The 21080-nt window shown below is 56.1% G+C and carries 22 protein-coding genes and 2 pseudogenes; 16 read left to right on the top strand and 8 right to left on the bottom strand.

The window, feature by feature from the left end:
• The 4 genes and pseudogenes from HMPREF0577_RS04915 to HMPREF0577_RS04905 form a co-directional block, all read left to right on the top strand.
• Positions 1-318: pseudogene (locus HMPREF0577_RS04915) on the top strand (integrase core domain-containing protein); the annotation flags it as partial.
• Positions 319-441: 123 nt separating this feature from the next.
• Positions 442-1476 carry a virulence RhuM family protein gene (locus tag HMPREF0577_RS04910; RefSeq protein WP_004014842.1) on the top strand — a complete coding sequence of 345 codons (1035 nt, stop codon included), beginning with the start codon at positions 442-444 and terminating at the stop codon, positions 1474-1476.
• A 109-nt stretch (positions 1477-1585) separates the two neighbouring features.
• The gene (locus tag HMPREF0577_RS10900) at positions 1586-1762 is read left to right on the top strand and encodes an addiction module antidote protein (protein ID WP_004012611.1); all 177 of its coding nucleotides are present in this window, start codon (positions 1586-1588) and stop codon (positions 1760-1762) included.
• 382 nt (positions 1763-2144) lie between these two features.
• Positions 2145-2390: a ribbon-helix-helix domain-containing protein gene (locus HMPREF0577_RS04905; RefSeq protein WP_248613697.1), complete on the top strand. Its 246-nt coding sequence runs from the start codon at positions 2145-2147 to the stop codon at positions 2388-2390.
• Between the two features lie 129 nt (positions 2391-2519).
• Here HMPREF0577_RS04905 and HMPREF0577_RS11555 read toward each other — a convergent pair whose 3' ends face one another.
• Positions 2520-2693, bottom strand: coding sequence for a hypothetical protein (locus HMPREF0577_RS11555; protein WP_004012608.1), 174 nt, complete (start codon positions 2691-2693; stop codon positions 2520-2522).
• A gap of 91 nt (positions 2694-2784) precedes the next feature.
• Here HMPREF0577_RS11555 and HMPREF0577_RS04900 point away from each other — a divergent pair, with 91 nt between their 5' ends.
• Positions 2785-3153, top strand: a complete 369-nt coding sequence (locus HMPREF0577_RS04900; RefSeq protein WP_248613696.1) for a hypothetical protein — start codon at positions 2785-2787, stop codon at positions 3151-3153.
• Between the two features lie 27 nt (positions 3154-3180).
• Here the strand turns inward: HMPREF0577_RS04900 and HMPREF0577_RS04895 are convergent.
• The 6 genes and pseudogenes from HMPREF0577_RS04895 to HMPREF0577_RS04870 all read right to left on the bottom strand — a co-directional run bounded on the left by HMPREF0577_RS04895 (position 3181) and on the right by HMPREF0577_RS04870 (position 10362).
• Positions 3181-3452 (bottom strand): annotated as a pseudogene (locus HMPREF0577_RS04895) (type II toxin-antitoxin system YafQ family toxin).
• Between the two features lie 5 nt (positions 3453-3457).
• On the bottom strand, positions 3458-3742 hold the full coding sequence (locus HMPREF0577_RS04890) for a type II toxin-antitoxin system RelB/DinJ family antitoxin (protein ID WP_036342323.1): 285 nt from the start codon (positions 3740-3742) through the stop codon (positions 3458-3460).
• A gap of 271 nt (positions 3743-4013) precedes the next feature.
• On the bottom strand, positions 4014-9095 hold the full coding sequence (locus HMPREF0577_RS04885; RefSeq protein WP_004012603.1) for a DEAD/DEAH box helicase: 5082 nt from the start codon (positions 9093-9095) through the stop codon (positions 4014-4016).
• A gap of 194 nt (positions 9096-9289) precedes the next feature.
• On the bottom strand, positions 9290-9556 hold the full coding sequence (locus HMPREF0577_RS04880) for a FitA-like ribbon-helix-helix domain-containing protein (protein WP_004012602.1): 267 nt from the start codon (positions 9554-9556) through the stop codon (positions 9290-9292).
• Between the two features lie 153 nt (positions 9557-9709).
• Positions 9710-10129: a type II toxin-antitoxin system VapC family toxin gene (locus HMPREF0577_RS04875; protein WP_004012601.1), complete on the bottom strand. Its 420-nt coding sequence runs from the start codon at positions 10127-10129 to the stop codon at positions 9710-9712.
• Positions 10126-10362 carry an AbrB/MazE/SpoVT family DNA-binding domain-containing protein gene (locus HMPREF0577_RS04870; protein WP_004012600.1) on the bottom strand — a complete coding sequence of 79 codons (237 nt, stop codon included), beginning with the start codon at positions 10360-10362 and terminating at the stop codon, positions 10126-10128. Before HMPREF0577_RS04870 ends, HMPREF0577_RS04875 begins: the two co-directional genes overlap by 4 nt.
• 39 nt (positions 10363-10401) lie before the next feature.
• On the opposite strand from HMPREF0577_RS04870, the gene HMPREF0577_RS11360 reads away from it, so the two are divergent.
• Positions 10402-10584: a hypothetical protein gene (locus tag HMPREF0577_RS11360; protein ID WP_004012599.1), complete on the top strand. Its 183-nt coding sequence runs from the start codon at positions 10402-10404 to the stop codon at positions 10582-10584.
• Between the two features lie 13 nt (positions 10585-10597).
• Here the strand turns inward: HMPREF0577_RS11360 and HMPREF0577_RS04865 are convergent, their stop codons facing one another.
• Positions 10598-11164 carry a ribonuclease H family protein gene (locus HMPREF0577_RS04865; protein ID WP_004012598.1) on the bottom strand — a complete coding sequence of 189 codons (567 nt, stop codon included), beginning with the start codon at positions 11162-11164 and terminating at the stop codon, positions 10598-10600.
• Positions 11165-11480: 316 nt separating this feature from the next.
• Between HMPREF0577_RS04865 and HMPREF0577_RS10885 the strand changes: the two genes are divergently transcribed.
• From HMPREF0577_RS10885 to HMPREF0577_RS04820, 10 genes are all read left to right on the top strand, one after another.
• Entirely contained in the window at positions 11481-11861 is a 381-nt protein-coding gene (locus HMPREF0577_RS10885; protein ID WP_248613694.1) for a hypothetical protein, read from the top strand.
• A gap of 32 nt (positions 11862-11893) precedes the next feature.
• The gene (locus tag HMPREF0577_RS04860; RefSeq protein ID WP_004012595.1) at positions 11894-13969 is read left to right on the top strand and encodes an HAD-IIA family hydrolase; all 2076 of its coding nucleotides are present in this window, start codon (positions 11894-11896) and stop codon (positions 13967-13969) included.
• Entirely contained in the window at positions 13966-14121 is a 156-nt protein-coding gene (locus tag HMPREF0577_RS04855; RefSeq protein ID WP_004012594.1) for a hypothetical protein, read from the top strand. The genes HMPREF0577_RS04860 and HMPREF0577_RS04855 overlap by 4 nt, the downstream gene beginning before the upstream one ends.
• Before the next feature lie 42 nt (positions 14122-14163).
• On the top strand, positions 14164-14997 hold the full coding sequence (locus tag HMPREF0577_RS04850; protein WP_004012593.1) for a TlyA family RNA methyltransferase: 834 nt from the start codon (positions 14164-14166) through the stop codon (positions 14995-14997).
• 108 nt (positions 14998-15105) lie between these two features.
• Positions 15106-15342, top strand: a complete 237-nt coding sequence (locus HMPREF0577_RS04845) for a hypothetical protein (RefSeq protein ID WP_004012591.1) — start codon at positions 15106-15108, stop codon at positions 15340-15342.
• On the top strand, positions 15339-16172 hold the full coding sequence (locus tag HMPREF0577_RS04840; RefSeq protein WP_004012590.1) for an NAD kinase: 834 nt from the start codon (positions 15339-15341) through the stop codon (positions 16170-16172). The genes HMPREF0577_RS04845 and HMPREF0577_RS04840 overlap by 4 nt, the downstream gene beginning before the upstream one ends.
• A complete protein-coding gene (recN, locus tag HMPREF0577_RS04835) occupies positions 16169-17890 on the top strand; it encodes a DNA repair protein RecN (RefSeq protein ID WP_036342321.1) in 1722 nt (573 codons plus the stop codon). Before HMPREF0577_RS04840 ends, recN begins: the two co-directional genes overlap by 4 nt.
• Positions 17887-19059, top strand: coding sequence for a putative cytokinetic ring protein SteA (steA, locus tag HMPREF0577_RS04830; protein ID WP_004012588.1), 1173 nt, complete (start codon positions 17887-17889; stop codon positions 19057-19059). The genes recN and steA overlap by 4 nt, the downstream gene beginning before the upstream one ends.
• Before the next feature lie 20 nt (positions 19060-19079).
• Positions 19080-20084, top strand: coding sequence for a copper transporter (locus HMPREF0577_RS04825; protein WP_004014859.1), 1005 nt, complete (start codon positions 19080-19082; stop codon positions 20082-20084).
• Between the two features lie 110 nt (positions 20085-20194).
• A complete protein-coding gene (locus HMPREF0577_RS04820) occupies positions 20195-21073 on the top strand; it encodes a hypothetical protein (protein WP_004012586.1) in 879 nt (292 codons plus the stop codon).
• The last annotated feature ends 7 nt before the right edge of the window (positions 21074-21080 follow it).

The following is a 21080-nucleotide window of genomic DNA, read 5'->3' as shown; positions in this document are numbered from 1 at the left end:
CGACCATGCAAACCGAGGAACTTCCGCTAGAAGCCCTTGAGCAAGCAATCATGAACGCCAAAGATATCGCTGGTCTTGTTCATCATTCCGATCATGGTTCGCAATACGCTAGCATTAAGTACGGCGAGAAACTCGCTGATTACGGGATCAAGTCTTCTACCGGAACCGTGGGCGATAGTTATGATAACGCGCTAGCCGAGACCGTCAACGGGCTATACAAAACCGAGTTGATTTACTCCCAGACCTGGCTCATGTACCGAAGTCGAATGGGCGACCCTGAACTGGGTGTGCTGGTGGAATCACCAGCGTCTCCACGAATAGCTAGATTATTCCACTCCCGAGGAAGTGATAACCCAATATAATCAAACCCGTGCTAAACAACTAGCACCCACATAAGAAGCGGAACAAAACCTGGGACACTTGAGATTTCGGAGGCGGGTGGTGTCTAAAAAGTTGGTCAAATATTCATCGTGTCAGTTTCTGGTCTTTACGGCGGATGTGACAAACAGTCTCGAGGTGCGCTATGAGGATGGCACTATTTGGTTGACGCAGGCGTTGATGGCAGAGCTGTTCGATGTCGATGTGCGAACGGTCAATGAGCACTTATCCAACATCTACAACTCAGGCGAACTAACTGAGGAGGCAACTGTCCGGAATTTCCGGATAGTTCGCCAGGAGGGCTCTCGCCAGGTCACGCGGTCGATTCGGCACTACAATCTGGATGCGATTATTTCGGTTGGTTACCGGGTGAATTCGATTCGCGCCACCCAGTTTAGGCAGTGGGCTACCGGTATCCTGCGCGATTTTACTTTGCGTGGCTACTTGATAGACCGCGAGCGTATGGAGGCCGGCGAGATTCTGGGCGAAGACTATTTTGAACAGCTGCTGCAAGAAGTCCGCGAGATTAGGCTCTCGGAGAGGCGTTTCTATCAGAAGATAACCGACATCTATGCCACGGCTGTTGATTATGATGCGAAGGCACCAACCACTCGTGCTTTTTTTGCTACTGTCCAGAACAAGCTGCATTACGCCGTCCACGGGCACACCGCCGCTGAACTCATCGCCGAGCGGGCGGATGCTGGTAAGCCGCATATGGGTTTGACTTCGTGGAAGAATTCTCCTGATGGGAAGGTGCTTGCGGGTGACGTGACTGTCGGTAAAAACTACCTTACCAAGAGTGAGCTTGATGATTTGGGTCGGCTGGTTGAGGCGTATTTGAATCTTGCTGAGTCGCGAGCCAAACGGCGCATCCCTACGACCATGGAAGAGTGGGCGCAGTTTCTTGACCAAGTGCTAGCCCTTGACAGCCGTGAGCTGCTGGCTAACGCGGGCGAAATATCAAAGCAGACTGCTGATAAGCGTGCACTGGAGGAATTCTCCAAGTTCCGGGTTACGCAGGATCTGGCTTATGAATCGGATTTCGACAGATTCGCTGTCCAGGCAGGACGGCTGAGTGAAGAATCTGACCAAGCTTAGTGAATCTACGGTCGAGCAGGCGGGCATTGGTTAAGCGGGTGGCGAAGTGTCAACAGTATTGGGTGGCTAACACGGTTGTTGAGTCACAGATAACAGCCAAAACCCTTTGATGCTGCGTGATATCGCTCGCGTCCACGGTATGACCCGGTTAGCTAGGGAAACTGGCCTTAACTGTGAGTCGTTGTACAAGTCACTATCCCGGGATGGTAATCCGTCTTTCGAAACCATGATAAAAATCGTGAAAGACCTCGGCCTGAAGATGGCTGTGGCAGTCCAACCCTCCTAGAGTTTTGTTCCCGGGTGGCACTATCCTGTGCCGTTATCGCCCGGATGTATGAGGTGCCATCCAAGATTTGTGGCAAGGCTTGTATGACGATTTTGTCTTACAGTTTGCGTTACAATAGCTTCGTAGTCATCGTGCATCCGCGTGTTGGTCAAAGGCATCCAGAATTAACGCCCCAGGACGTGACATGGGCTTAGGAACACTTCCTATATGCCGCTGTGCGGATACCGGGGGAACGGGAACTTCGTACGGGATTTGACCAGCGCGGGCGCGGAATGGAGATGGTTGGGGTGTTGACAGAAAATGGATGGCTGGTTTACCACGCGATGATTCCGCCATCAAAAAAGATTCGGATGGAAATCGAGCGGGCATTAAGGAGGAAATGATGGAATACAAACTTGCCGGGGGAAGCACCCTGACTGATGAGGATATCGAGCGCGAGGCCGCCCAGTATGAAGCTGGTACTTGGGAGGGTTACCTGGAGAAGATTCGGGTGGGTCGCCCGGCGATGGCTGGTGAAAAGCTGGTTTCCGTGACAGTTAGATTCCCGGAATCGATGGTCAAAGCTATTGACAAAACCGGCTCTAACCGTTCCGATTACATCCGCCGCGCGGTAGCGAACACACTCTAAATTATTGTTTTATCCCATTGCGCGGTTGCGCTCGTCACCTCTCGCCCGGCTGCATGAGGTGCCAGCCGGAAATCCGCCCGCTTCGCTGCTGCACTTGACATCCTCCTAAGTCCAGCTATTAGAACGTCATTATTCCTGTTCGATATTCTTTACCGCGAGAAACACGCCGCCACCAAAAAATACAACAATCACAAAAGCCGACCCGATAGTGCGTTCCCCCGGGTTGGTAAGAGTCGCAAGCGCCCCGATGTGCCCCAAGACTATCAGAATGATTCCTATCCAAAAGCTGGTTTTGTGTTTCATACTTTAAACTTTGGCACAGCTGCTTGGGCTGTAAGTACGGAATGAGGAGAATTCGTAGCCCTCCCTATTAATTTGAATGCACATAGACGGGATGTGGAGTCCTAGGTGCCGGGTTATCGGGGCGTCGGTGGAGCTGGCGGCGGAGACAGGGGTGGGGGAGGTGCACCTGCCGGCCGTGGTATTGGGTTCGGCGATGTCGGTGAACTCGTTTATGGGGTTTGCGTCGATTCTGTGGGCGATGGCGATTAACGGGGCGATTTTGGATGCGTATAAAACCAATCTCGGGGTTGGGTTTTCGATTATTTTCGTGTTCATGGCCGGGGTGGGCGTGGTCGGCGCTGCTTTGGCGTTCTGGTTGCACCGGTTGAACCGTTGTGTTGGCTCGGATGGGTCAGCCGCCATTGCCTCTGTCACCCGGGTTCATGAGGTGCCAGTCGGGATTTGCGGCGTACTTCCGTGAGTCTTTTCCTGTTGGAAATCGCCGGGGCTAGAAAAGGTCGGAATGGGAGCCAGTTCGTGAGGCGGTCAGGATTAGTTCGGTTTTGTTCACCAGGTAAATCAGTAGCCAGTCGGGCTGAATGTGGCATTCTCGAAACCCAGGTAGTTCCCGGTTAGCGCATGGTCTCGGTATTTTGCTTCTAGTGTTTCTCCTCGACGCAGCCGGTCTAGCACACTTGCTAAAAGAGAAACATCGGCACCGCGCTTGTGCATCAGTTTCAGGTCTCGCTTGAATTTGGTGGTGTAGATCAGTTCGAGCATGGCGCTTATTTCTCGGCCAGGATGTCGTCTATCATCTCGGTGGCGGACTGGTAACGTTTGGCGGGAATCTTGCCCTCTGCGATGGCGCGGGCTTCGTCCATGGCGGCTTCGGTTTCGGTGTTGTACCGGGGCTGGCGTAGTTCGAATGGCAGTCCGCCTTGCAGCAGTGAGACATGGAGGAACATGTTGATGGCATCGGTTACTGAAATCCCGAACTCGCCATAAAGCTTTTCGACTTGAGCCTTGAGTTCTGGATCGACCCTCAGGTTTATATTGGCTGTTTTGGCCACGACACACCGCCTTCCCATCCAAGCTATTGTAGCGCATAAGTGAAACAATCGCGACATTTTCCGTGTTTAAAATGGGGGTACGACGTTCTTTGCTGTCGACTCACCTTTTGTCTCGAATGTCGCCATTGCCTCTGTCGCCCGGGTTCATGAGGCGCCAGTCGGGATTGCGGCTGCGCTACGCAGGTATGAAGGGTGAGCGATAGATATGCAACGCCGCACTCTGAAAGGTGCTCGTTTCGGGTTTTACCAGGAAGCGGCGGTGACATGAGGGCTAGTCGATAGCGACCTGGTCTAGCTGGAGTTTGGGGAGCTGGGTGAGGAGGGATTGGGTGCGCATGGAGACGGTGACCAGGGAGGGGATGAGGCGGGCGATATAGGTCGGGTCGTTCAGTTCGCGGCAGTAGTCATTGGGGTCATTGGTGATGCCGCTGGGCTTGTTGGTTTTGATTTGGTAGCGGTCGATAACCCATCCCAGGGGTGAGCTCCCGCCGACTTTATAGGCATTAGCCTCGCGCGGTATTCCGGTGAAAGTCAAGTAGTCGTTATAGACCAAGGTGGTGAAGTCCTTGCTGCGTTTGCCGGGTTGCTTGCCCCAATCGGGTTTCACGATGTGGTATTTCTGCCAGGGGTCAGTGGGGGCATCCAAGCTCCATTGTTCCTTGACCTCGGGATAAGGCTCGGCGGCCTCGTAGTGAATATGCAGGTCAGCGAGTTTTCGGCCAACTGCTGCGAAATCGTGGAAGCCGGGCACCCGGGGGATACGCGGTAGCATTTTCTTTAAATCCGCCTGGAAACGCTGGCGGTAGTCCGGATGATGTAACAGGGCATAGATGTAAAAGAAAATATCCTCCTTGGTTATCCCTAAATCCTGGTAGTGCTTCCGGTAGGCCTTGAGGGTCGCATCGGTGATGTTTTCGCGGCGGCGATAGCCGTCAATCACCAGGGGAATCTGCTGCTCTAGCGGGCGACTAAGATCCAGGTCGCCAGCATACTCGGCGGGCGCATCCCCCAGGGCATCTAAATCGAAGCCCCCGTCCGACTGGTTTTCAACAATTTTCTCCCAAGTATAAAGCGGACACCACTGTGCCTTAGAAATCATTTCGAGATCTGGAAGCATAGAAGTTATGAATACTGAAAATTCATGCCTTCTCTCACCATTAGGCCCTAAAGCCAGGTTGGGGTGCCGGGGTGTGGGGAAGATTCGGGGCAACTGGTAAACCATGTCATTCATGGCGCGGTCGAAATAAACCGTTTGTTTACAGAACGGGCGGTAAATCGCCGTCTGTACAGCAGTTTCTTTGAATTCGTGTAGTACACATCCATCTAAATCTTTAAAGAGCTGTCGGTTCCAAGAGATTTGTGTCGGGTCGGTATCGGCTGTTTCAGAAGTCCTTCCGAAAGTCACATTGCTGTTGTAATTATCTATCATACGGGACATATTCGCCGCTACCGCCGTACGAGAGTAGTTATAACACCATGTGTCGCGATTAGTTTTCAATCCACCGGAATAGATTTGGAAAATGGCTGGGGTGTTTTCTTTACCTTTGGTTGCTTTGTCTCCGAGCGCCTGGTATTCCAGGTATTCTTCGCTGCGGTGATTTATCCAATCGCCATATTTATTAGGGATGATGGTCTCGAAATCAGTGCCAGCGATAGAAACTTTCTCGCTCAGCGTGTCAAGCTTTTCTTGTCCCGTCTTGCGGTCAGGCATCTCGGTGTAGTGGATGCGGGCGGGACGTTTCCGGGTGAGATTATCACTGGGTTTTTTCACCAGGATAGTGATAGCCACGCCAGTCTTGATGTTGAAGACATTGCCACCTTCAATCTCGGCAGCCTCACCAGCTTTACCTGTGATTCCCCCACGCAGGTTATAGACGTAAATATCGCTAAACTCATCAGCCCAAGTGAGTCTGACACCATCAGCCGTATTGCCGTCGATGAAAGAGCTGTTGGAGACGAAAGCGATGACGCCTTCTTGCCCGATGCGGTCGGTGGCCCAGCGGAGTGCCCGATAGTACGAGTCATAAAGGCTGTTTTTGTTAGTCGCGCTGGAACGCGCCGCGTAGGTGTCGGCAATGCGGCCATCCAGCCAGGGGTATTTGAGGTTTTGGTTGTTGTCATTAGCCTTCTTTTGCCCGGCGGAATATGGTGGATTCATGACCACGACTTGAATGTCGGCGGCACGCTGAGCCTGAACACGCTTCAGGTTGGCTTGGAAATCCCTGATGCAGGGAATCTGGTTTTGCCCCTCGGCCAGCTGGAAAGTATCAGTCAGGGTGATGCCGGGGAATTCCACGTAGCCCTCGTCAATACCCTGTTCGAGGCGGATTTCGCGGTACACCTGTTCGATATTGATGCTCGCAATGTAATAGCTGAGTAACACGATTTCATTGGCAAAGATTTCGTGGCGGTACTTGTGGTCAAGCTGTGAAGGGCTAATCAGTCCGCTTTGCAGCAGTCGGGTGATGAAGGTGCCGGTTCCCAGGAAAGGCTCGATAATTGCGACACCCTCGTCACCCAGACCCTTGCCAAAATGCTTGACTAGCGCCTCATGCGCCGAATGGAGAATATAATCCACCACCGGCACCGGGGTGAACACTATCCCTAAACGGTCACCCAACTTCGGGAAAGCCTTAGAGAAGAACTTGTCATAGAGAGTGCGCATGATTTCCTGCTTGCCGGCAAGGTTATCAATAGCGCGGATTTTCTCGGTCATGGTTTGGTAGAACTTCTCCAGGGGCTCACGCTCGGTTTCGAACACCTGGTTTTCCGCCAGACGATCCAGGATACCCTGCATGGCGTGGCTGACCGGATTCTGCGAAGTAAATTCCTGGTCGGGGAACATGGCGTCAAACAAGGGCTTGGTAATCAAATGCTGCGCCAGCATAGCTATGGCCTGCTTCCGGTCAACCCCCGGGTTCAGCGTCTTTTGCAGCGCATCCACGAACTGTCCAAAGTAGTCGCTGTTCACCTCGTCTTGCAAGAGGGTCTCTATCAGGCTGATGTAGCGGCTGGCAATCTTGCCGATATCCTTTGACCAGTCGTCCCAATACAGGCGGTTGCCAACTTTCTTGACGATTTTCGAGTAAACCGCATCCTTCCACTGGGAAGCCGGGAACATGACTTGCTGGAAAGACCTGGCGGTGCCAGTGCCGCTATCGGTTCCCGTACCAACGGTTTGCGTGGTGTCACCTTCGCCACTATCACCGCCACAGCCACCCCCAGAGCCGATAACCTCGGGGCGTTGGGGCTTTTGAAAATTCAGCACGTCCACAATAATGTTTTCCGGCTGACTTTCGTTGTACTCGATAGCGTTAATTGTAGCATCGAAACGCTCGTCGTGGGCGCGAATCGCCTGGAGAACCTGCCAGACCACCTCGAAACGTTTATTGTCGTTCAAAGCCTCTTCCGGGGCTATTCCGGCGGGTATCGCCACCGGCAGGATAATGTAGCCAAACCGTTTCCCCGGGGCACGGCGCATCACCCGCCCGACAGCTTGAATCACATCCACGAAGGATTTGCGTGGATTCAGGAATAACACCGCGTCCAAGGTAGGCACATCCACGCCCTCCGAGAGGCAACGCGCGTTAGTCAGAATCCGGCACACCGGGTAGTTTTCGCCCGGGTCGGCTTTCAGCCAGTCCAAAGCTTCCCCACGCTGCACCGCGTTCATAGTGCCATCCACGTGTCGGCACTGCACCGCCAGGTTGTCACTCGGGTCAGCATTGGTGAGGTTTTGCAGGTGTTGATTGACCAGATTTTGGAACTCGGTGGCAACTAGTTTGGAAGTTTTAATATCCTTGACGAAAGCCACCGCGCGACGCATGGGATTAGTGTCATCACCATACTGGGTGTCAGTAAAACTATTTTTGCGTTTCGCCAAAGCGTTCCAGCATCCCGCCAGTTTCGCGGCCTCGGGGATAGATAACTCGCCGTACTCGTCACCCTGCTGGAAAATCGAAGTGATTTGATCCTCGGGAACCTGCAAGACCACTACCTTGTAGTCTGTGAGCAGCCCACCGGCAACCGCTTGGCCGAAACCAAGCCGGTGAAACACCGGCCCGTAAATCGCCTGGTCATCCATAGAAGACAACACCGCGTCCTTTTCCCGAGCCGCTTTCTTGGTGGCCGGGTTGAAAATCCGGGGTGTTGCCGTCATATACAAGCGTTTATCCGCGCGGATATAAGTATTGTCGTGAATCCTGGTGAAGGCGGATTCGTCCTCATTGGCTAGTTTCGCCCCGGTAGTGCGATGTGCCTCGTCACAGATAACCAGGTCGAAATCCCGCCACGCCTCGCCTGCCAAGACTTGCGCCTCATGAATCACCCCAATCGACTGGTAGGTAGCGAACACCACCTGTAGTCCCTCATTAGGGCGAGCCTGCGTGAGGGAATCCGCCAGGCTCGCCGCGTCCGTAGTTGGGGGAATCTGTAAATCCATCGTGGCGATATCCGCAATATCATCCCTATCGGCACGTTTACGGTTCACTTTCGTATCCGAACACACACTCCAAGCGGTAAACGGCACACTCACTTCGGCAGCCCACTCGTGCATGGTCTGGGACATCAACGCCAGCGACGGCACCATAAACAGTATCCGCGCTCCGGCACTATCCCCACGCTCCGCGAACTTCTGGGCGATTTGCAAGGAAGTAAAGGTTTTACCCGTCCCACAAGCCATCACCAACGTGCCCCGGTCATGAGTCTCGAAACCAGTCATGACATCGTTGATGGCCTTCGTTTGGTGCGCCAAAGTCCGCTTATGCGCCTGGAGGGTGGGGGAGAGCTCCGGGGTGGCGAAATCATAAGTCTTCCAATCAATATTCGAAGCCCTAAGATCCGTCAGTCCAATCCGGGTCACCGGCTTGGACTGACCCTGAATTGCGGCTTCGGCATTCTGGCTCCAAGCCACGCCCGTGGTTTCCACAAAAATCCGGCGTTTAAACGGCTCTTTGCCCGATTCAGACAGGAAAGAATCCAGATGCTCCTTTTGAATCTTGGTCTGGGGCGCATAGAACTTACACTGCACCGCCACCGCCGGAGTATCCGGCGTGACCTCGCCGTCCGAGGGCATATCCTGGTGTTCAATCGCCACCAGGTCAATCCCCGTATCCGGGCGACCCGCCGCCCCTGGCCAATCCCGCCAGGCATACACCCGCGCAAACTGCAAACGCATCTGGGAATCCAGACGCAAATACGCCCGTACCAACTGTTCAAACAGATTTCCCTTTTCCCGCTGTGACCGGGCAGAACCCCGATACTGCGCTAGCAGCCGGTCAAAAGCCGCCGCACTCGCGCCCTGCTCCGCGATAGCCTGGTCATTTACCGCAGGGGTTTCGGGATTTGCTTCCACAAGGACTCCTCAATGAAAGTTGATAGTTTCCACCAAACAGCTTACCTAGAACGCCGGGTGAAAGCCGGGATTCTCGAACCCAGTTTTTAGCACGGACTGCAAAATCGGCTGGGCTCCGGACGGCACCTCATGAACCCGGGGGTGAGTAGGAAGACGAACGCAAACTAAGGTGACCCAAACAGGGGAAATGACTCTCATGAATCCCAGGGGTTGATGATTTTTAGTCCGAGGTCGGTGAAATCTGGGGTGTCGAGTGGGATTTCTAGGTTAACCCCGCCCTCTTGCAGGGCGTGGTTGTATAGCTGTCCCACCCAGGAGTTATCAAAGCGATGTTCGGTGTCCAAAACCGTGGACAGGATGTCCCGAGCCTCGGCCTCCATGGATTTGCCATTAGCCGCCGCCCGCAGGCGCAGCCGCTGTTTGGTGACCTCCGGGAGCTTCCTGATGGTAAGTGTGCTCATGCTAGCAATGCTAGCAATGCTAGCAAACTAAGCATGATTCTGTAAGAGATTCCGTGTTTAAGGCTACATCGGGAATCCGGTAAGCGCCTCATGAAGGCGGGAAGTCTTGGACGAGCAGAGCCGTTGCTCTGGGGAGCGACAGCAATTCTTCGGCTAGGGCTGGTTTATTGTGATGAAATCCACGCCCAAGTGTTGGTAAGTCGAGGCGGCGCGGGCATCACGAGTCGCTAGGGTGAGTCCGTGCTTCACTGCGGCTAATCCGACCAGCCCGTCGTATACGCTGCCTCCGCTGACCCCTGCCGCTACCAACTCGGGTAGTGCTTGGGCTTGACTGGTGGAATCCAAAAACACAGCGGGCAAGAACCAAGCCTCGAACAAGCGCAACACATCCGGCGGGGATACCGCTAAATCATAAGGTAAACGAGTCAACACTGAATACGTTTCAAAAGCGGCATGCCCGCTTAGACACAAGTCCTTGTCCGTTGCCCAATTTCGTACCATCCGATGTGCCGTATGCGCTGATTGCAGCAAAGGCACCGCAACCGAAGTATCAATGGCGTAAGTTTCGCTCATTTACGCACGCTGTCCATCAAGGTGTACATCAAGTCATCGTCAAAACGAGCCTCGCTGGCAGCCACGGGTTTACCAGCAACGACTTTCAGACTAGCCTTGCGTCCGCCCGGAGTGATCTGCAGCCCGTTGCCGTACAAAGAAATGTCAACGGGAGTCCCGGAGTTAAGCCCCAATTGGTCACGGAAAACTTTGGGGATAACCAGCCGCCCCGCTTTGTCCAGTGTTGCCTCCATAACTAAATGGTATCCGGTTGGGAATCAAATGCCAATAGAGTGGCGTGCCTCACGTATATCCAGCGCGAGAATGCGGAAATCCTGCCAGCGCGGCCTGCAAAATTTCGGCCAGTTTCCCGGATGGCACCTCATGAAACCTTGGCGGCGGAAAACAAACCACAGATTTCAGCCATGTTTTACCGCCCCTTATCTGAATCACTAACGCCGAGCCAAACCGGTTAAACCCAAGATAGGCCTAAAACAAGGCGGGCTGGAAACCCGTGCTCCCAGATTCGACATCGCCAGAATTTACGCCGGAATCCGGGCTGGCACCTCGTGAAGCCAAAAACACCCCCAAACCAGGCCCCGTAACCGGCTGACGCCCCGCCTGAAAAGCAGTAGCCGCCGCCCGAGCCAAATCATCAGCCCGCTCATTCATAGGGTGACCGGCATGACCCTTCACCCACTCAAAACGCACCCGACGACCCGCCAGCAGCGCATCCAAACGTTTCATCAAATCATCATTCAGTACCGGTTTCCCATCCGCCTTGCGCCAACCGCGCCGCTTCCACCCCGGCATCCACTTGGTCACCGAATTAATCACATACTGGGAATCACACAGGAAATGCACCGCGATTTCGGGAAACACGGCGCTGGCCTCCAAAAAATCAATCACCGCCATCAACTCGCCGCGATTATTCGTCGCCTGCGGCCAGCCCCCCGCCGACCAGTTGTTTTCATCCACAAACCACGCCCAGCCCGCCGGACCGGGATTACCCAAAGCAGAACCATCCGCCGCCACCGTTATTTCCATGTACACCATCCTACTGTGGTAGCAGCGGTTGCGCTGGTGGCGTGGTTACGTGTCGGTTCATGAGGTGCCAGTCAGCGACGGGCTGTTCCAGGAATTGGTAGGATGGAATAGTCAATTTAATTGTGGGCCGAAGAAAGGGCAGCTGTGGAAGAGGAAAACCGCAAACCGTGGGACAATTTGGGGGATACACCAACGGAACAATGGCGTGAAAGAAAGGGTGCTACAGAGTCTAGCCCGAAAGAAAATTCATCTGCGGGATATGGCGAGCGGGCCAATGGAGACGAACCTCGTAACCAAGATTTCCGGGATAACAGACATCTAGACCGTGACAACTACCGTGACGGGGCGCGCCAAAATCGTGGCGGATTCAAAGGCTCCCGGGACAAAAGCGGGTTTCGTTCGGAGGGTCGTGACAATAAACGCGGCTATGGAAAGCGTGATTCTGGCGGTTTTGGCGGGCGACGCGGTGAACACGGGAATCGCGACGGCTGGGGCAGCCGAGACGGGCGCGACGAGCGTCGGGATGGGTATCGCGACGCTCGCCACGACAATCGCCGGGGCGGATACCGTAATGACCGTAATGACCGTAATGACCGGCACGATGGGAGACGTGACGACCGTCGGGATGGTCGGCGCGACCGAGGCGACTACGGGCGTTCCCGCACGACCGAATCCAAACGTGGTCAAGGCTCGCGCCGCGCGGTAAACCTGGATCTTCCCGCCTCTATCACCTGGGACATGCTGGATAAAGAGGTGTGGCGCCGACTCAGCCCCCTGCCGAAAGAAACCGCCGAACTGGTGGCTCGTCACCTGGTGATGTCGGGAGAATTAGTGGATGAAAACCCCCAGCTGGCCTATGAACACGCCAAAGCCGCCCTGAAAATGGCGTGGCGTATCGACGTAGTGCGCGAAGCCGTGGCGCTCACCGCGTACGGCTGTGGAAACTATGCCGAGGCCTTGCGCGAGGTGCGCACGGTGCGGCGCATGAGTGGCATGGACGTTTTGGTCGCGGTGGAAGCCGATTGCGAGCGAGGTTTGGGTAAACCCGAAAAAGCTCTCGAGATTATCGCCGCCGCCGATAAAACCGCCCTGGATGAATCTCAGAAAGTCGAACTGGCTATTGTAGAATCCGCCGCGCGGGCAGACTTGGGTGAACACGAAACCGGTCTGGCCATTGTCGAGGCCGCGCTCAGAGGCATTAATCCCGAAAAGCAAAGCTTTGAATACGGACGCCTGTTGAGCGTGAAAGCCGAGCGGTTGCGCAAACTTGGCCAAGAACTCGAGGCGTGTGAAGTCGAAGCCTTGATACCCCGCGAGGTAGAGGACGCTGAAATCATTGACCTTGCGGCTGAAGCCGAAGCCGAAGAACAAGCCAACCCCACCACGATGCGCGGTACGAATGTAGCGCTGGCTGTCCAGTTCCCCGTGATTATGACCGACCTGGACGGGGTGACGTGGAATGGTAACACTGCCACCCCCGGTTCCGCCGAGGGCATCACGAAGGCTCGTGAACTCGGAGCCAAGGTCTTCTTCCTGACCAATAACGCCGCGCGTCCCCCGCAAGCTGTGGTGGAAAAACTGGCTGGAGTTAGAATCACGGCCGATGTCAGCGAGGTTGTCACCTCGGCACAAGACGGTGCCGCCGCCCTGACTAAACTGATAGAACCCGGGGACAAGGTACTGTGCGTCGGGGGTGAAGGCGTGGCGACCGCCGTCACTGCCGCAGGCTTCCAACCAGTGGATGCGGCCAGCGAGGAACCCGCCGCCGTGCTGCAAGGCCTCGGATTCGACGTAGGGTGGAAGGAACTGTCCGAAGCCTGCTATGCGATTGGGAATGGCGCGAAGTGGGTAGCCACCAATATGGACATGGCCTTGCCCACCGAATCCGGCCGCGGGATTGGCAACGGGGCGTTTGTCTCGGCCGTGAAAGCCGCTACCCGTACCGAGCCAGTAGTGTGTGGGAAACCAGAAGAATCGATATACAACCTCGCTTTATCTCGCGCGGCCGAACATTTGCGTTCCATTCCGGAGGTAGCCGCCCAGGTGGAGGCCTTCGAAGAGGCCGCCAAAGCGAAACGAGAGGAAGCCTTGAAGAACAAGGCGGCGCAGCAAGACCCCGACGAGCTCCTCGTGAAACCCACCGAAGAAGAAATCGCGGCGGAAAAAGCCCTGGACGAGAAAATGGCTGCCAAGCGGGAACGCCGGGTGTTCAAACATCACGCCGTGGCGATTGGCGACCAGCTGGCCACCGATATTCTGGGAGCCAACCAGGCGGGGATTGCATCTTGTGTGGTGATGACCGGGCTGACCCAGCCGCGAGACCTGGTGTTGGCACCCCAAAACCAGCGTCCCGACTTTGTGGCCTTGAACCTGTCGGATTTAGCGTTGCCCTTTGACCGCCCGGAACTGCGTCAACGCGGCTGGTGGTACTGCGGAGACACCCGCGCGCGTGTCAACGGGGAAACGATTGAGGTACGCGGCTTGGGGACGCTAGAGGAAGGCGCCGAGTTATCGCTGGCCGAATTCCGGGCGGTGCTGGCCGCCGCTTGGTATGCCCGCGAACAAGGTACCCGGATACGTTGTCCCGAGTTTAGCGTGGTGCGCGAAGTGGCTCGGGTCTATGAACCCGAGGAAGACGGGGCAGACACGTTGGCTTCGCCCTCCGAGATGGCACCTCGTGCAGCCGAAACCACCACAGTGCCGGAAGAAAACGTTACGGCCACGCCAACCCCCGCAGTCGACGAAACAGCGCCAACAGATTCCGTACCCGCAGCGGACTGGGGCGAGTCAGCTATCCCTGAGGCGGATTCATGAGTGGCGTGCCGAGTCCCGCCGCAATGACAGGTGGCGATCTGCCTGACTATCGGGAGGCACTCGAGCAAGCCAAAGACGCGCCACTCGACGAACAGCTGGCCTTGTTGCAGCGTGTCAACGCTGCTTTACAAGATGTGTTGCGTAAAGACTAGGTAACCGGTGGTAGAGACTAGATAGCTGGGCAAAGGAGGAACATGAAACGCGCCCGCTTGGACACGGAATTGGTACGCCGACACCTGGCGGCATCCCGCACTCAAGCCGCCGCTATGATTCAAGCCGGGCGAGTGTTGGTCGACGGGCAGACAGCCATGAAACCCGCTCGTCAAGTGGAACTTGCCGCCGCGATTGTACTGCGTGACCCCGATACCGTCACCTACGCTTCACGGGGAGCACACAAACTGCTCGGTGCCCTGGATTACCTGGAACTTTACGGACCGGGCTTACCATCAATAGAAGATAAAATCTGTCTGGATGCCGGCGCATCCACTGGGGGATTCACCGATGTACTGCTGCGGCGCGGGGCAGCGAAGGTTTTCGCGGTCGACGTGGGCTACGGTCAGCTTTCTTGGCGGCTGCGTACCGATTCGCGGGTAGTTAACCTGGAACGAACCAATGTGCGCACCCTGGATGCCGCGTTGATAGACCCGCCGGCCGACCTGGTGGTGGGGGATTTATCGTTTATTTCCCTGGAACTGGTGTTGCCGGCGTTGGCAGCGGCAACCCGGGAAACAGCGTGGTACCTGGTGATGGTTAAACCCCAGTTCGAAATTGGGCGAGAACGCCTGGGACACGGGGGAGTGGTACGTGACGTGAACCAGCGCATCGAAACTGTTTTGGGGGTAGCCGGGGCGGCGCAAAAACTGGGGATGGGTATCGCCCAGGTAGCACCTTCCGGGCTGGCAGGACCGGCGGGTAATGTGGAGTATTTCTTGTACTTTGCGCGCCAAAATCTAGTGGAGCACCCCCTGGAAAGCGAAGAACTGGTGCAGGCATGTCGGAAAGCCGTGGAACGTGGGCCGAAAAGCTGACAGACAGAGAGAAGCCCGTAGAAACCCGGTAAAAATGGGGGGACAGTAGAAGGAAATTTACGCCCAGGGATGTGAGACACTGGTTATTGAAAGGAAGAGAGGCTGAGGATGGGAATAGAAAAATCTTTGGAAGATACTCCCGGCGACGATTCTATAGCACGGGTGACGGGATGCGACCCGCAAACCGCCACCCCACAGTGGGATGGCGGGGACGAAACTATGAAAGACATGGGGGGATACGCGGACTGCTGCGGAGCCAGCGAAGCTGACGAAGCCTGCCCGTATCGTCCACCCACCGCCGAAGAGGTCGCCAGGTTCAGCCGCAAACAGGAGGAGCGGGCGTGAATAAACGCACCATTATGGTGTTCAACCACCGGAAACGCCAAGAAGCCCTCGAAGCCGCGCGGACAGTGTGCGAAATCCTGGAAAAAGCCGGTATCGCCACGGTGGGACGCGGCAGCGACACCCAAGTGGAACTGATTATTGTGCTGGGCGGGGACGGCACAATTCTGGAAGCCGCCTATATCGCCCAAAGTCAGCAAGTACCGCTGGTGGGAGTGAATCTGGGTCACGTCGGGTTCTTGGCTGAAGCCGAGGAAGAAAACCTCGAAGACCTGTGCCGCCGGGTGATAAACGGCGACTACCAGGTGGAACGCCGCATGTGCATCGATGCCGAGATTCGCACCCCTGACGGCAAAATCAATACTGAATGGGCAGCTAATGATATCGCCGTGCTGTCCACCGATTCAGGACACCCCGCCCTGCTGGCCTTTGGGGTTGACGGGGGTGCAGTCAGTGAATACGGGGCGGACGGGCTGATCGTGTCGACCCCCACTGGTTCCACTGCCTATAATTTTTCGGTGGGAGGACCTGTGGTATGGCCCGATGTCCAGGCTTTGGTTTTGTCCCCGCTGGCGGCGCACGGCTTGTTCACGAGGTCACTGGTCTTGGGGCCGACCGCAGTGCTAGAAATCCAAGTGTTACCCAACCAGGTGCAAGACTGCGAGGTTTGGGCCGACGGTAACCGAGTGTTACAGGCTCCCCCGGGAACCTCGATTAGGGTGACGAAATCCGCTTCTGACATGCAACTGGCACGTCTGGTTTCCCAGCCATTCTCCGCTAGACTGGTGAAAAAATTTGACCTGCCCGTCGAAGGATGGAGACGCCGGAAATGATTGAATCCCTGCGCATCGAAAATCTGGGAACCATCAGCCACGCCGAGTTGGGGTTTTCCCCTGGGTTCACTGTGATTACCGGGGAAACCGGGGCGGGGAAAACTATGCTGTTGACTTCGCTGAACTGGTTGCTGGGAGCCCAGCCGCGCGCCTCGCTGGTGGCGGCCGGCAGTGAAAGTGCCGTGGTGGAAGGTACCTTCCTAGTCGACGCATCGGCCGCGGCCGTAGTGATGGAAGCCGGGGGGGTGGTGGAAGACGGCGTGGTAGAGGCCGCGCGAATTGTTCCGGCTCAGTCTCGTTCCAAGGCTCATCTGGGGGGACGCACGGTTCCGGCCGCTACCTTGGGTACCTTCGGGGCGGATTTGGTGTCTGTGCACGGCCAGGCCACGCAAAGCCGGTTGCGCGGGGAAAAAGCCCAGCGTGAAGCGGTGGATGAGTTCGGCGGTAAAACCCACCAGGCAGCGTTGCAGACCTACGCCAAGGCCTGGGAGGAATGGGGAGCCGCCACTAAAGACCTCGAAATCTGGGAGGAAAACTTTGAAACCCGCCAGCGTCGCCGGGAAGTCCTGGAGCACCTATCCGAAGAATTCCAGGCACTCGCTCCCGAAGATGGGGAATTCGAAGAACTCACCGCCACAATTTCACGGCTTTCCAATGTGGAAAATCTGCGGGAAAACGCCACCGCCGCCCTGGTGGCTCTGGATGAAGATTCCGAGATGCAAGTCGGGGCGAATGCCCTAGTTGACATTGCCCTGCGTGCTATGGAAAAGGTCACGCAACAAGACGGTTCGCTGGCGGATTTGGCTGATATGGTGGCCTCGGCCAGCTACTCGCTGGGGGAAGCCACCCGCGAGTTAGGGATTTACCTGCGGGACTTGAATGCCGACCCGCAAGCCCTACAAGTTGCCTTGAGCCGGCGAGCCGCATTTACGGATTTGAGCCTGAAAGTTGCCGTGGAACCCGATGCGCTTGGCAGTGCCTGGCGAGATGTGGAAACCGAACTGGGTGGAATGCAAGACAGCGAGGAACACCGCCAGCACCTCATGAACGCGGTAGAAAAAACTGGTGCCGCCCTAGAAACCGCCGGAGCAAAGCTACACGCGCAACGCGAGAAAACTGCCGCCACTTTAACGAAAGCCATTAACCGGGAGCTAAAAGGCCTTAACATGCCCGAAACCCGGGTAGAGATTATGGTTGAGCTCGGTGAACCCGCCGCCAGCGGAGCTGATACCATCGAGTTCCTGATGCAACCACACGCGAAGGCGCCGCTGTTGCCCCTGGCCGAGGCGGCTTCCGGCGGGGAACTGTCGCGAATTATGCTGGCGCTCGAGGTCAGCTTAGCGGACACCCCGGGTACGTCGGCTTCACGAGGTGCCATCCCCAATAACAACCAGAACCCCAAACGCACCTTTGTCTTCGACGAGGTAGACGCCGGCATCGGAGGACAAGCCGGAATCGAGGTGGGTAAACGCCTGGCACGACTCGCGAAAGACTACCAGGTAATTGTGGTAACTCACTTGGCACAGGTGGCGGCCTTTGCAAACCTGCAAATCCAAGTCAGTAAAAGCAAAGGTGAAAGTCAGCTTGAACCCTTGAATCCGGAGGCGCGGCGTGAAGAACTGGCGCGCATGATTTCCGGCAGCCAACTGACCGACACGGCCTTGCGCCATGCTGATGAACTGCTAGCGCAGGCAGACGTGGCACAATCGGAGGTATGAGAACCATGTTTTTCCGCAAACGCCGCGAAACCGCGCTCCCCACCGGCATGGTTCGGATTGATTCGCGCACCAAGAACCTGGTGAAACGCTTGCATCCCGGGGAAATTGCGGTGATATCACATCTGGATTTGGATTGGGTCGCCGCCGAGTCTCTAGTGGAAAAACGTCCGGCCGCAGTGTTGAATGCCCAACAATCCACGTCCGGGCGCTATCCCAATCAAGGCCCGAAGCTGTTGTTGGACGCGGGAATTCCCCTGATTGACGACCTGGGTAATGACGTGATGAGCCTCAAAGAAGGTCAACGGGTGGAAATCCGGGACAATCAGGTCTATCAAGGCGAAAAACTGATTGCCGAAGGCGTGCGGCAAACCCAAGAGACAAATGCGGCCAATATGGAAGCCGCTAAGGCCTCGCTGGGAGTACAAATCGAGGCCTTTACGGCTAACACCATGGAATATTTGCGACGGGAACGTAATTTATTGTTGGAAGCAGTGGGGGTTCCGGAGCTGAAAACCAATCTGGCGGGACGCCAAGTACTGATGGTGGTGCGCGGCTATAACTATAAAGAAGACCTGCAGATGCTGCGACCCTATATTCGCGAGTATCGCCCGGTGTTGATAGGGGTTGACGGTGGGGCAGATGCCTTGCTGGAAAACGGGTTGAAGCCAGATTTAATTGTGGGAGATATGGATTCAGTAACTGATACCGCCTTAAAAAGCGGGGCGGAAATCGTGGTGCATGCGTACACAAATGGCAAGGTGCCAGGACTGGCTCGGGTACAGGAGCTGGGAGTGGAACACGTAGTGTGGGCTGCCGTGGGCACTTCAGAGGACATTACCATGCTGCTGGCTGACGAGAAAGGCGCAGACCTGATTGTGGCCTTAGGGACACATGCGACTTTGTTGGAGTTCCTGGACAAGGGACGTGCCGGGATGTCTTCGACATTTTTGACGCGCCTGAAAGTGGGCGGGAAATTGATTGACGCTAAAGGAGTTTCCAAACTGTACCGCCCCCGCATTAATAACTCTCAGATAGGCATTATGATGGTGGCCGGGCTGGCCGCTTTGCTGGCTGCTTTGGGGGCAACGGCGGTGGGACAAGCATTTTTAGGAATCGTAGCGGCGAATCTGGATTCCTGGTGGCAAAGTTTAAGGGGCATAATCGGATAGGTTTACCGGAAGGATTACTGATGATTGATTTTAGATATCACCTTGTTTCCCTGGTGGCGGTGTTCTTGGCGCTGGCAGTCGGGATAGTTCTCGGTGCCGGTCCTTTGGCGCAACCCATCGGTGAAACCTTGACCGGTCAAGTGGACAAGCTGCGTGAAGACCGTAATGCTCTGAGTAACCAGCTGGCTGAATCTAAGGAAAAATTGACCACCAGCGAACGGGTTTCCGATGCTTTTGCGCGACGAATTTTTGACAAACTCCTGGCTGGAGTGAATGTGGCCGTGGTGGTTTTGCCAGGTGCTGACGGTGAGGATGTCAAGAAAGTCAGCGAGAAAATCGGTCAGGCCGGGGGGGCGGTTTCCGCCCAGATTAATCTGCGCGAGGAATTCTTTTCCCCCGAAAAAAAAGCCTATCGAGAAGCACTTTCTGGCCAGATTACCCAGTATCTCGAGGATACCACCCGGGTTACTACCCCGGAAGACACCTTGGCGGCGGCGGTGGGTCAACTGGCTTTTATCGGCCAAAACGAGGCATTAACCGGGATTCTGAGTGTGGCGGATACCCCTTTGCTTCAGGTGGTAACCCCCGCGAAGGCTCCGGCTCGGGTGGGGGTGATTATCGGTCCGCGCTCCGACAAAACGAAGTCACCCGCTAATGGCAAGGATAACGGTGCGACACGCGATAAAAGTGTCGACCCGGTGTACCTAGAGCTGGCGCGCACCCTGAATTCCTTTGCGGGTGGAGCCGTGGTTTTCGGGGCTGGTACCACCCCCACTGACTTGGTTTCCATCATTCGTTTCGAGTCCACCCCGGTATCAACAGTTGACAGTATCGGATCGGCCTCGGCCTTGCTGGTACTGCCTTTTGCTTTGGTATCGTCTATGAATGGCACGGTAGGAGCCTGGGGTGCCGAGTCAGGGGCAACAGCGCTGGTGCCGCCCCTAGATCAGAAAATAACCCCGGGATCCGAGCCTCCGGTAGAGCCTAGTCAGGCCGCCCCCAATTCGGGACAGCCTGGTCAGTGAAATAGTTCGCCAACCCGGCTGGCACCTCATGAAGCCCCAGCCAACCCAGCCAACCAGTCGCTTGAAGCGCGCCCAAACCCTAGAAACCACCCCGAAACGAGAGACAAAACATGAAAATCCCATGGAAACGCACCAACTTCCGCGGCCGTGAGGTCACCTTACTGGGCGGGGCACTGCTGGTCGGGCAACTGGTTACGGGGCACGCCATCAACGCGCTACGTGGAGATTGCATTAGCTGGCGAATAGCAGCGGCTTCATTAGGAGCTGGCCTGGTTGGCGGCTACGACGACATGACGGACAGCGAGACTCGGAATAAAACCACCAAAGGTCTACACGGACACCTCGGAGCCCTGGCAGAGGGGCGTCTGAGTCCCGGGGCGGTGAAAATGCTGGGGCTGATAGCCACCGGTATGCTGGCGGCCAAACCCCGCCGACAAGTCCTGGATTGGGTGGTTGAAGCCGGGGTAATCGCCGGAGGTGCGAATTTAGTGAACCTATTCGACTTGCGCCCCGGGCGCGCCCTGAAAGTAGCTAGCCTAGTGGGTTTGGCTGGGATATTTCCCCGCTGCGCCTGTGGGGGGCGCGGGCAAAGCCCCAAGATGGGGCGCCAGGACCGCGCTTTGGTGAACCTATTCGCTATCGGAGCGGCTTTCCCCATGGATGTGCGTGAATACACCATGCTGGGGGATATGGGGGCGAATTCCCTGGGGGCAGCGCTGGCTGCCACCTGGATACCGGGGCGCTCACGCGGCGCGAAACTCGCGGTTTTGGCTGGGATTACGGCGTTGACTCTGGCCAGCGAAAAAATCAGTTTTTCGGCTGTAATCGAGAACCATCCCCTCATGAAAACCCTCGATGAACTGGGGCGACATCGGGACGACCAATCGGAAAAGAATCGTAACCCTGCCCCCGCCGTGACCGACGAGATGGTGCCGTCAATCCCATTCCAGACAAACGACGCTGTCGCAGTTAAAGAAACCCCGGCTTAAACTCGCG

It is taken from the genome of Mobiluncus mulieris ATCC 35243 (genome assembly GCF_000160615.1).
Lineage (GTDB): Bacteria > Actinomycetota > Actinomycetes > Actinomycetales > Actinomycetaceae > Mobiluncus > Mobiluncus mulieris.
Note: the sequence above shows the minus strand (reverse complement) of the source record. Positions and strands in the feature narration are given on the sequence as shown.

What these genes read in the sequence shown, in the direction of transcription:
- HMPREF0577_RS04865 (WP_004012598.1), bottom strand. Translation starts at nt 11,164, where the DNA reads ATGGTGTACATGGAAATAACGGTGGCGGCGGATGGTTCTGCTTTGGGT.
- HMPREF0577_RS10900 (WP_004012611.1), top strand. Translation starts at nt 1,586, where the DNA reads ATGCTGCGTGATATCGCTCGCGTCCACGGTATGACCCGGTTAGCTAGG.
- HMPREF0577_RS04860 (WP_004012595.1), top strand. Translation starts at nt 11,894, where the DNA reads ATGCTGGATAAAGAGGTGTGGCGCCGACTCAGCCCCCTGCCGAAAGAA.
- HMPREF0577_RS04875 (WP_004012601.1), bottom strand. Translation starts at nt 10,129, where the DNA reads ATGAGCGAAACTTACGCCATTGATACTTCGGTTGCGGTGCCTTTGCTG.
- HMPREF0577_RS04845 (WP_004012591.1), top strand. Translation starts at nt 15,106, where the DNA reads ATGGGAATAGAAAAATCTTTGGAAGATACTCCCGGCGACGATTCTATA.
- recN (WP_036342321.1), top strand. Translation starts at nt 16,169, where the DNA reads ATGATTGAATCCCTGCGCATCGAAAATCTGGGAACCATCAGCCACGCC.
- HMPREF0577_RS04900 (WP_248613696.1), top strand. Translation starts at nt 2,785, where the DNA reads ATGTGGAGTCCTAGGTGCCGGGTTATCGGGGCGTCGGTGGAGCTGGCG.
- HMPREF0577_RS04870 (WP_004012600.1), bottom strand. Translation starts at nt 10,362, where the DNA reads ATGGAGGCAACACTGGACAAAGCGGGGCGGCTGGTTATCCCCAAAGTT.
- HMPREF0577_RS04855 (WP_004012594.1), top strand. Translation starts at nt 13,966, where the DNA reads ATGAGTGGCGTGCCGAGTCCCGCCGCAATGACAGGTGGCGATCTGCCT.
- HMPREF0577_RS04820 (WP_004012586.1), top strand. Translation starts at nt 20,195, where the DNA reads ATGAAAATCCCATGGAAACGCACCAACTTCCGCGGCCGTGAGGTCACC.
- steA (WP_004012588.1), top strand. Translation starts at nt 17,887, where the DNA reads ATGAGAACCATGTTTTTCCGCAAACGCCGCGAAACCGCGCTCCCCACC.
- HMPREF0577_RS04905 (WP_248613697.1), top strand. Translation starts at nt 2,145, where the DNA reads ATGGAATACAAACTTGCCGGGGGAAGCACCCTGACTGATGAGGATATC.
- HMPREF0577_RS04825 (WP_004014859.1), top strand. Translation starts at nt 19,080, where the DNA reads ATGATTGATTTTAGATATCACCTTGTTTCCCTGGTGGCGGTGTTCTTG.
- HMPREF0577_RS04850 (WP_004012593.1), top strand. Translation starts at nt 14,164, where the DNA reads ATGAAACGCGCCCGCTTGGACACGGAATTGGTACGCCGACACCTGGCG.
- HMPREF0577_RS04880 (WP_004012602.1), bottom strand. Translation starts at nt 9,556, where the DNA reads ATGAGCACACTTACCATCAGGAAGCTCCCGGAGGTCACCAAACAGCGG.
- HMPREF0577_RS11555 (WP_004012608.1), bottom strand. Translation starts at nt 2,693, where the DNA reads ATGAAACACAAAACCAGCTTTTGGATAGGAATCATTCTGATAGTCTTG.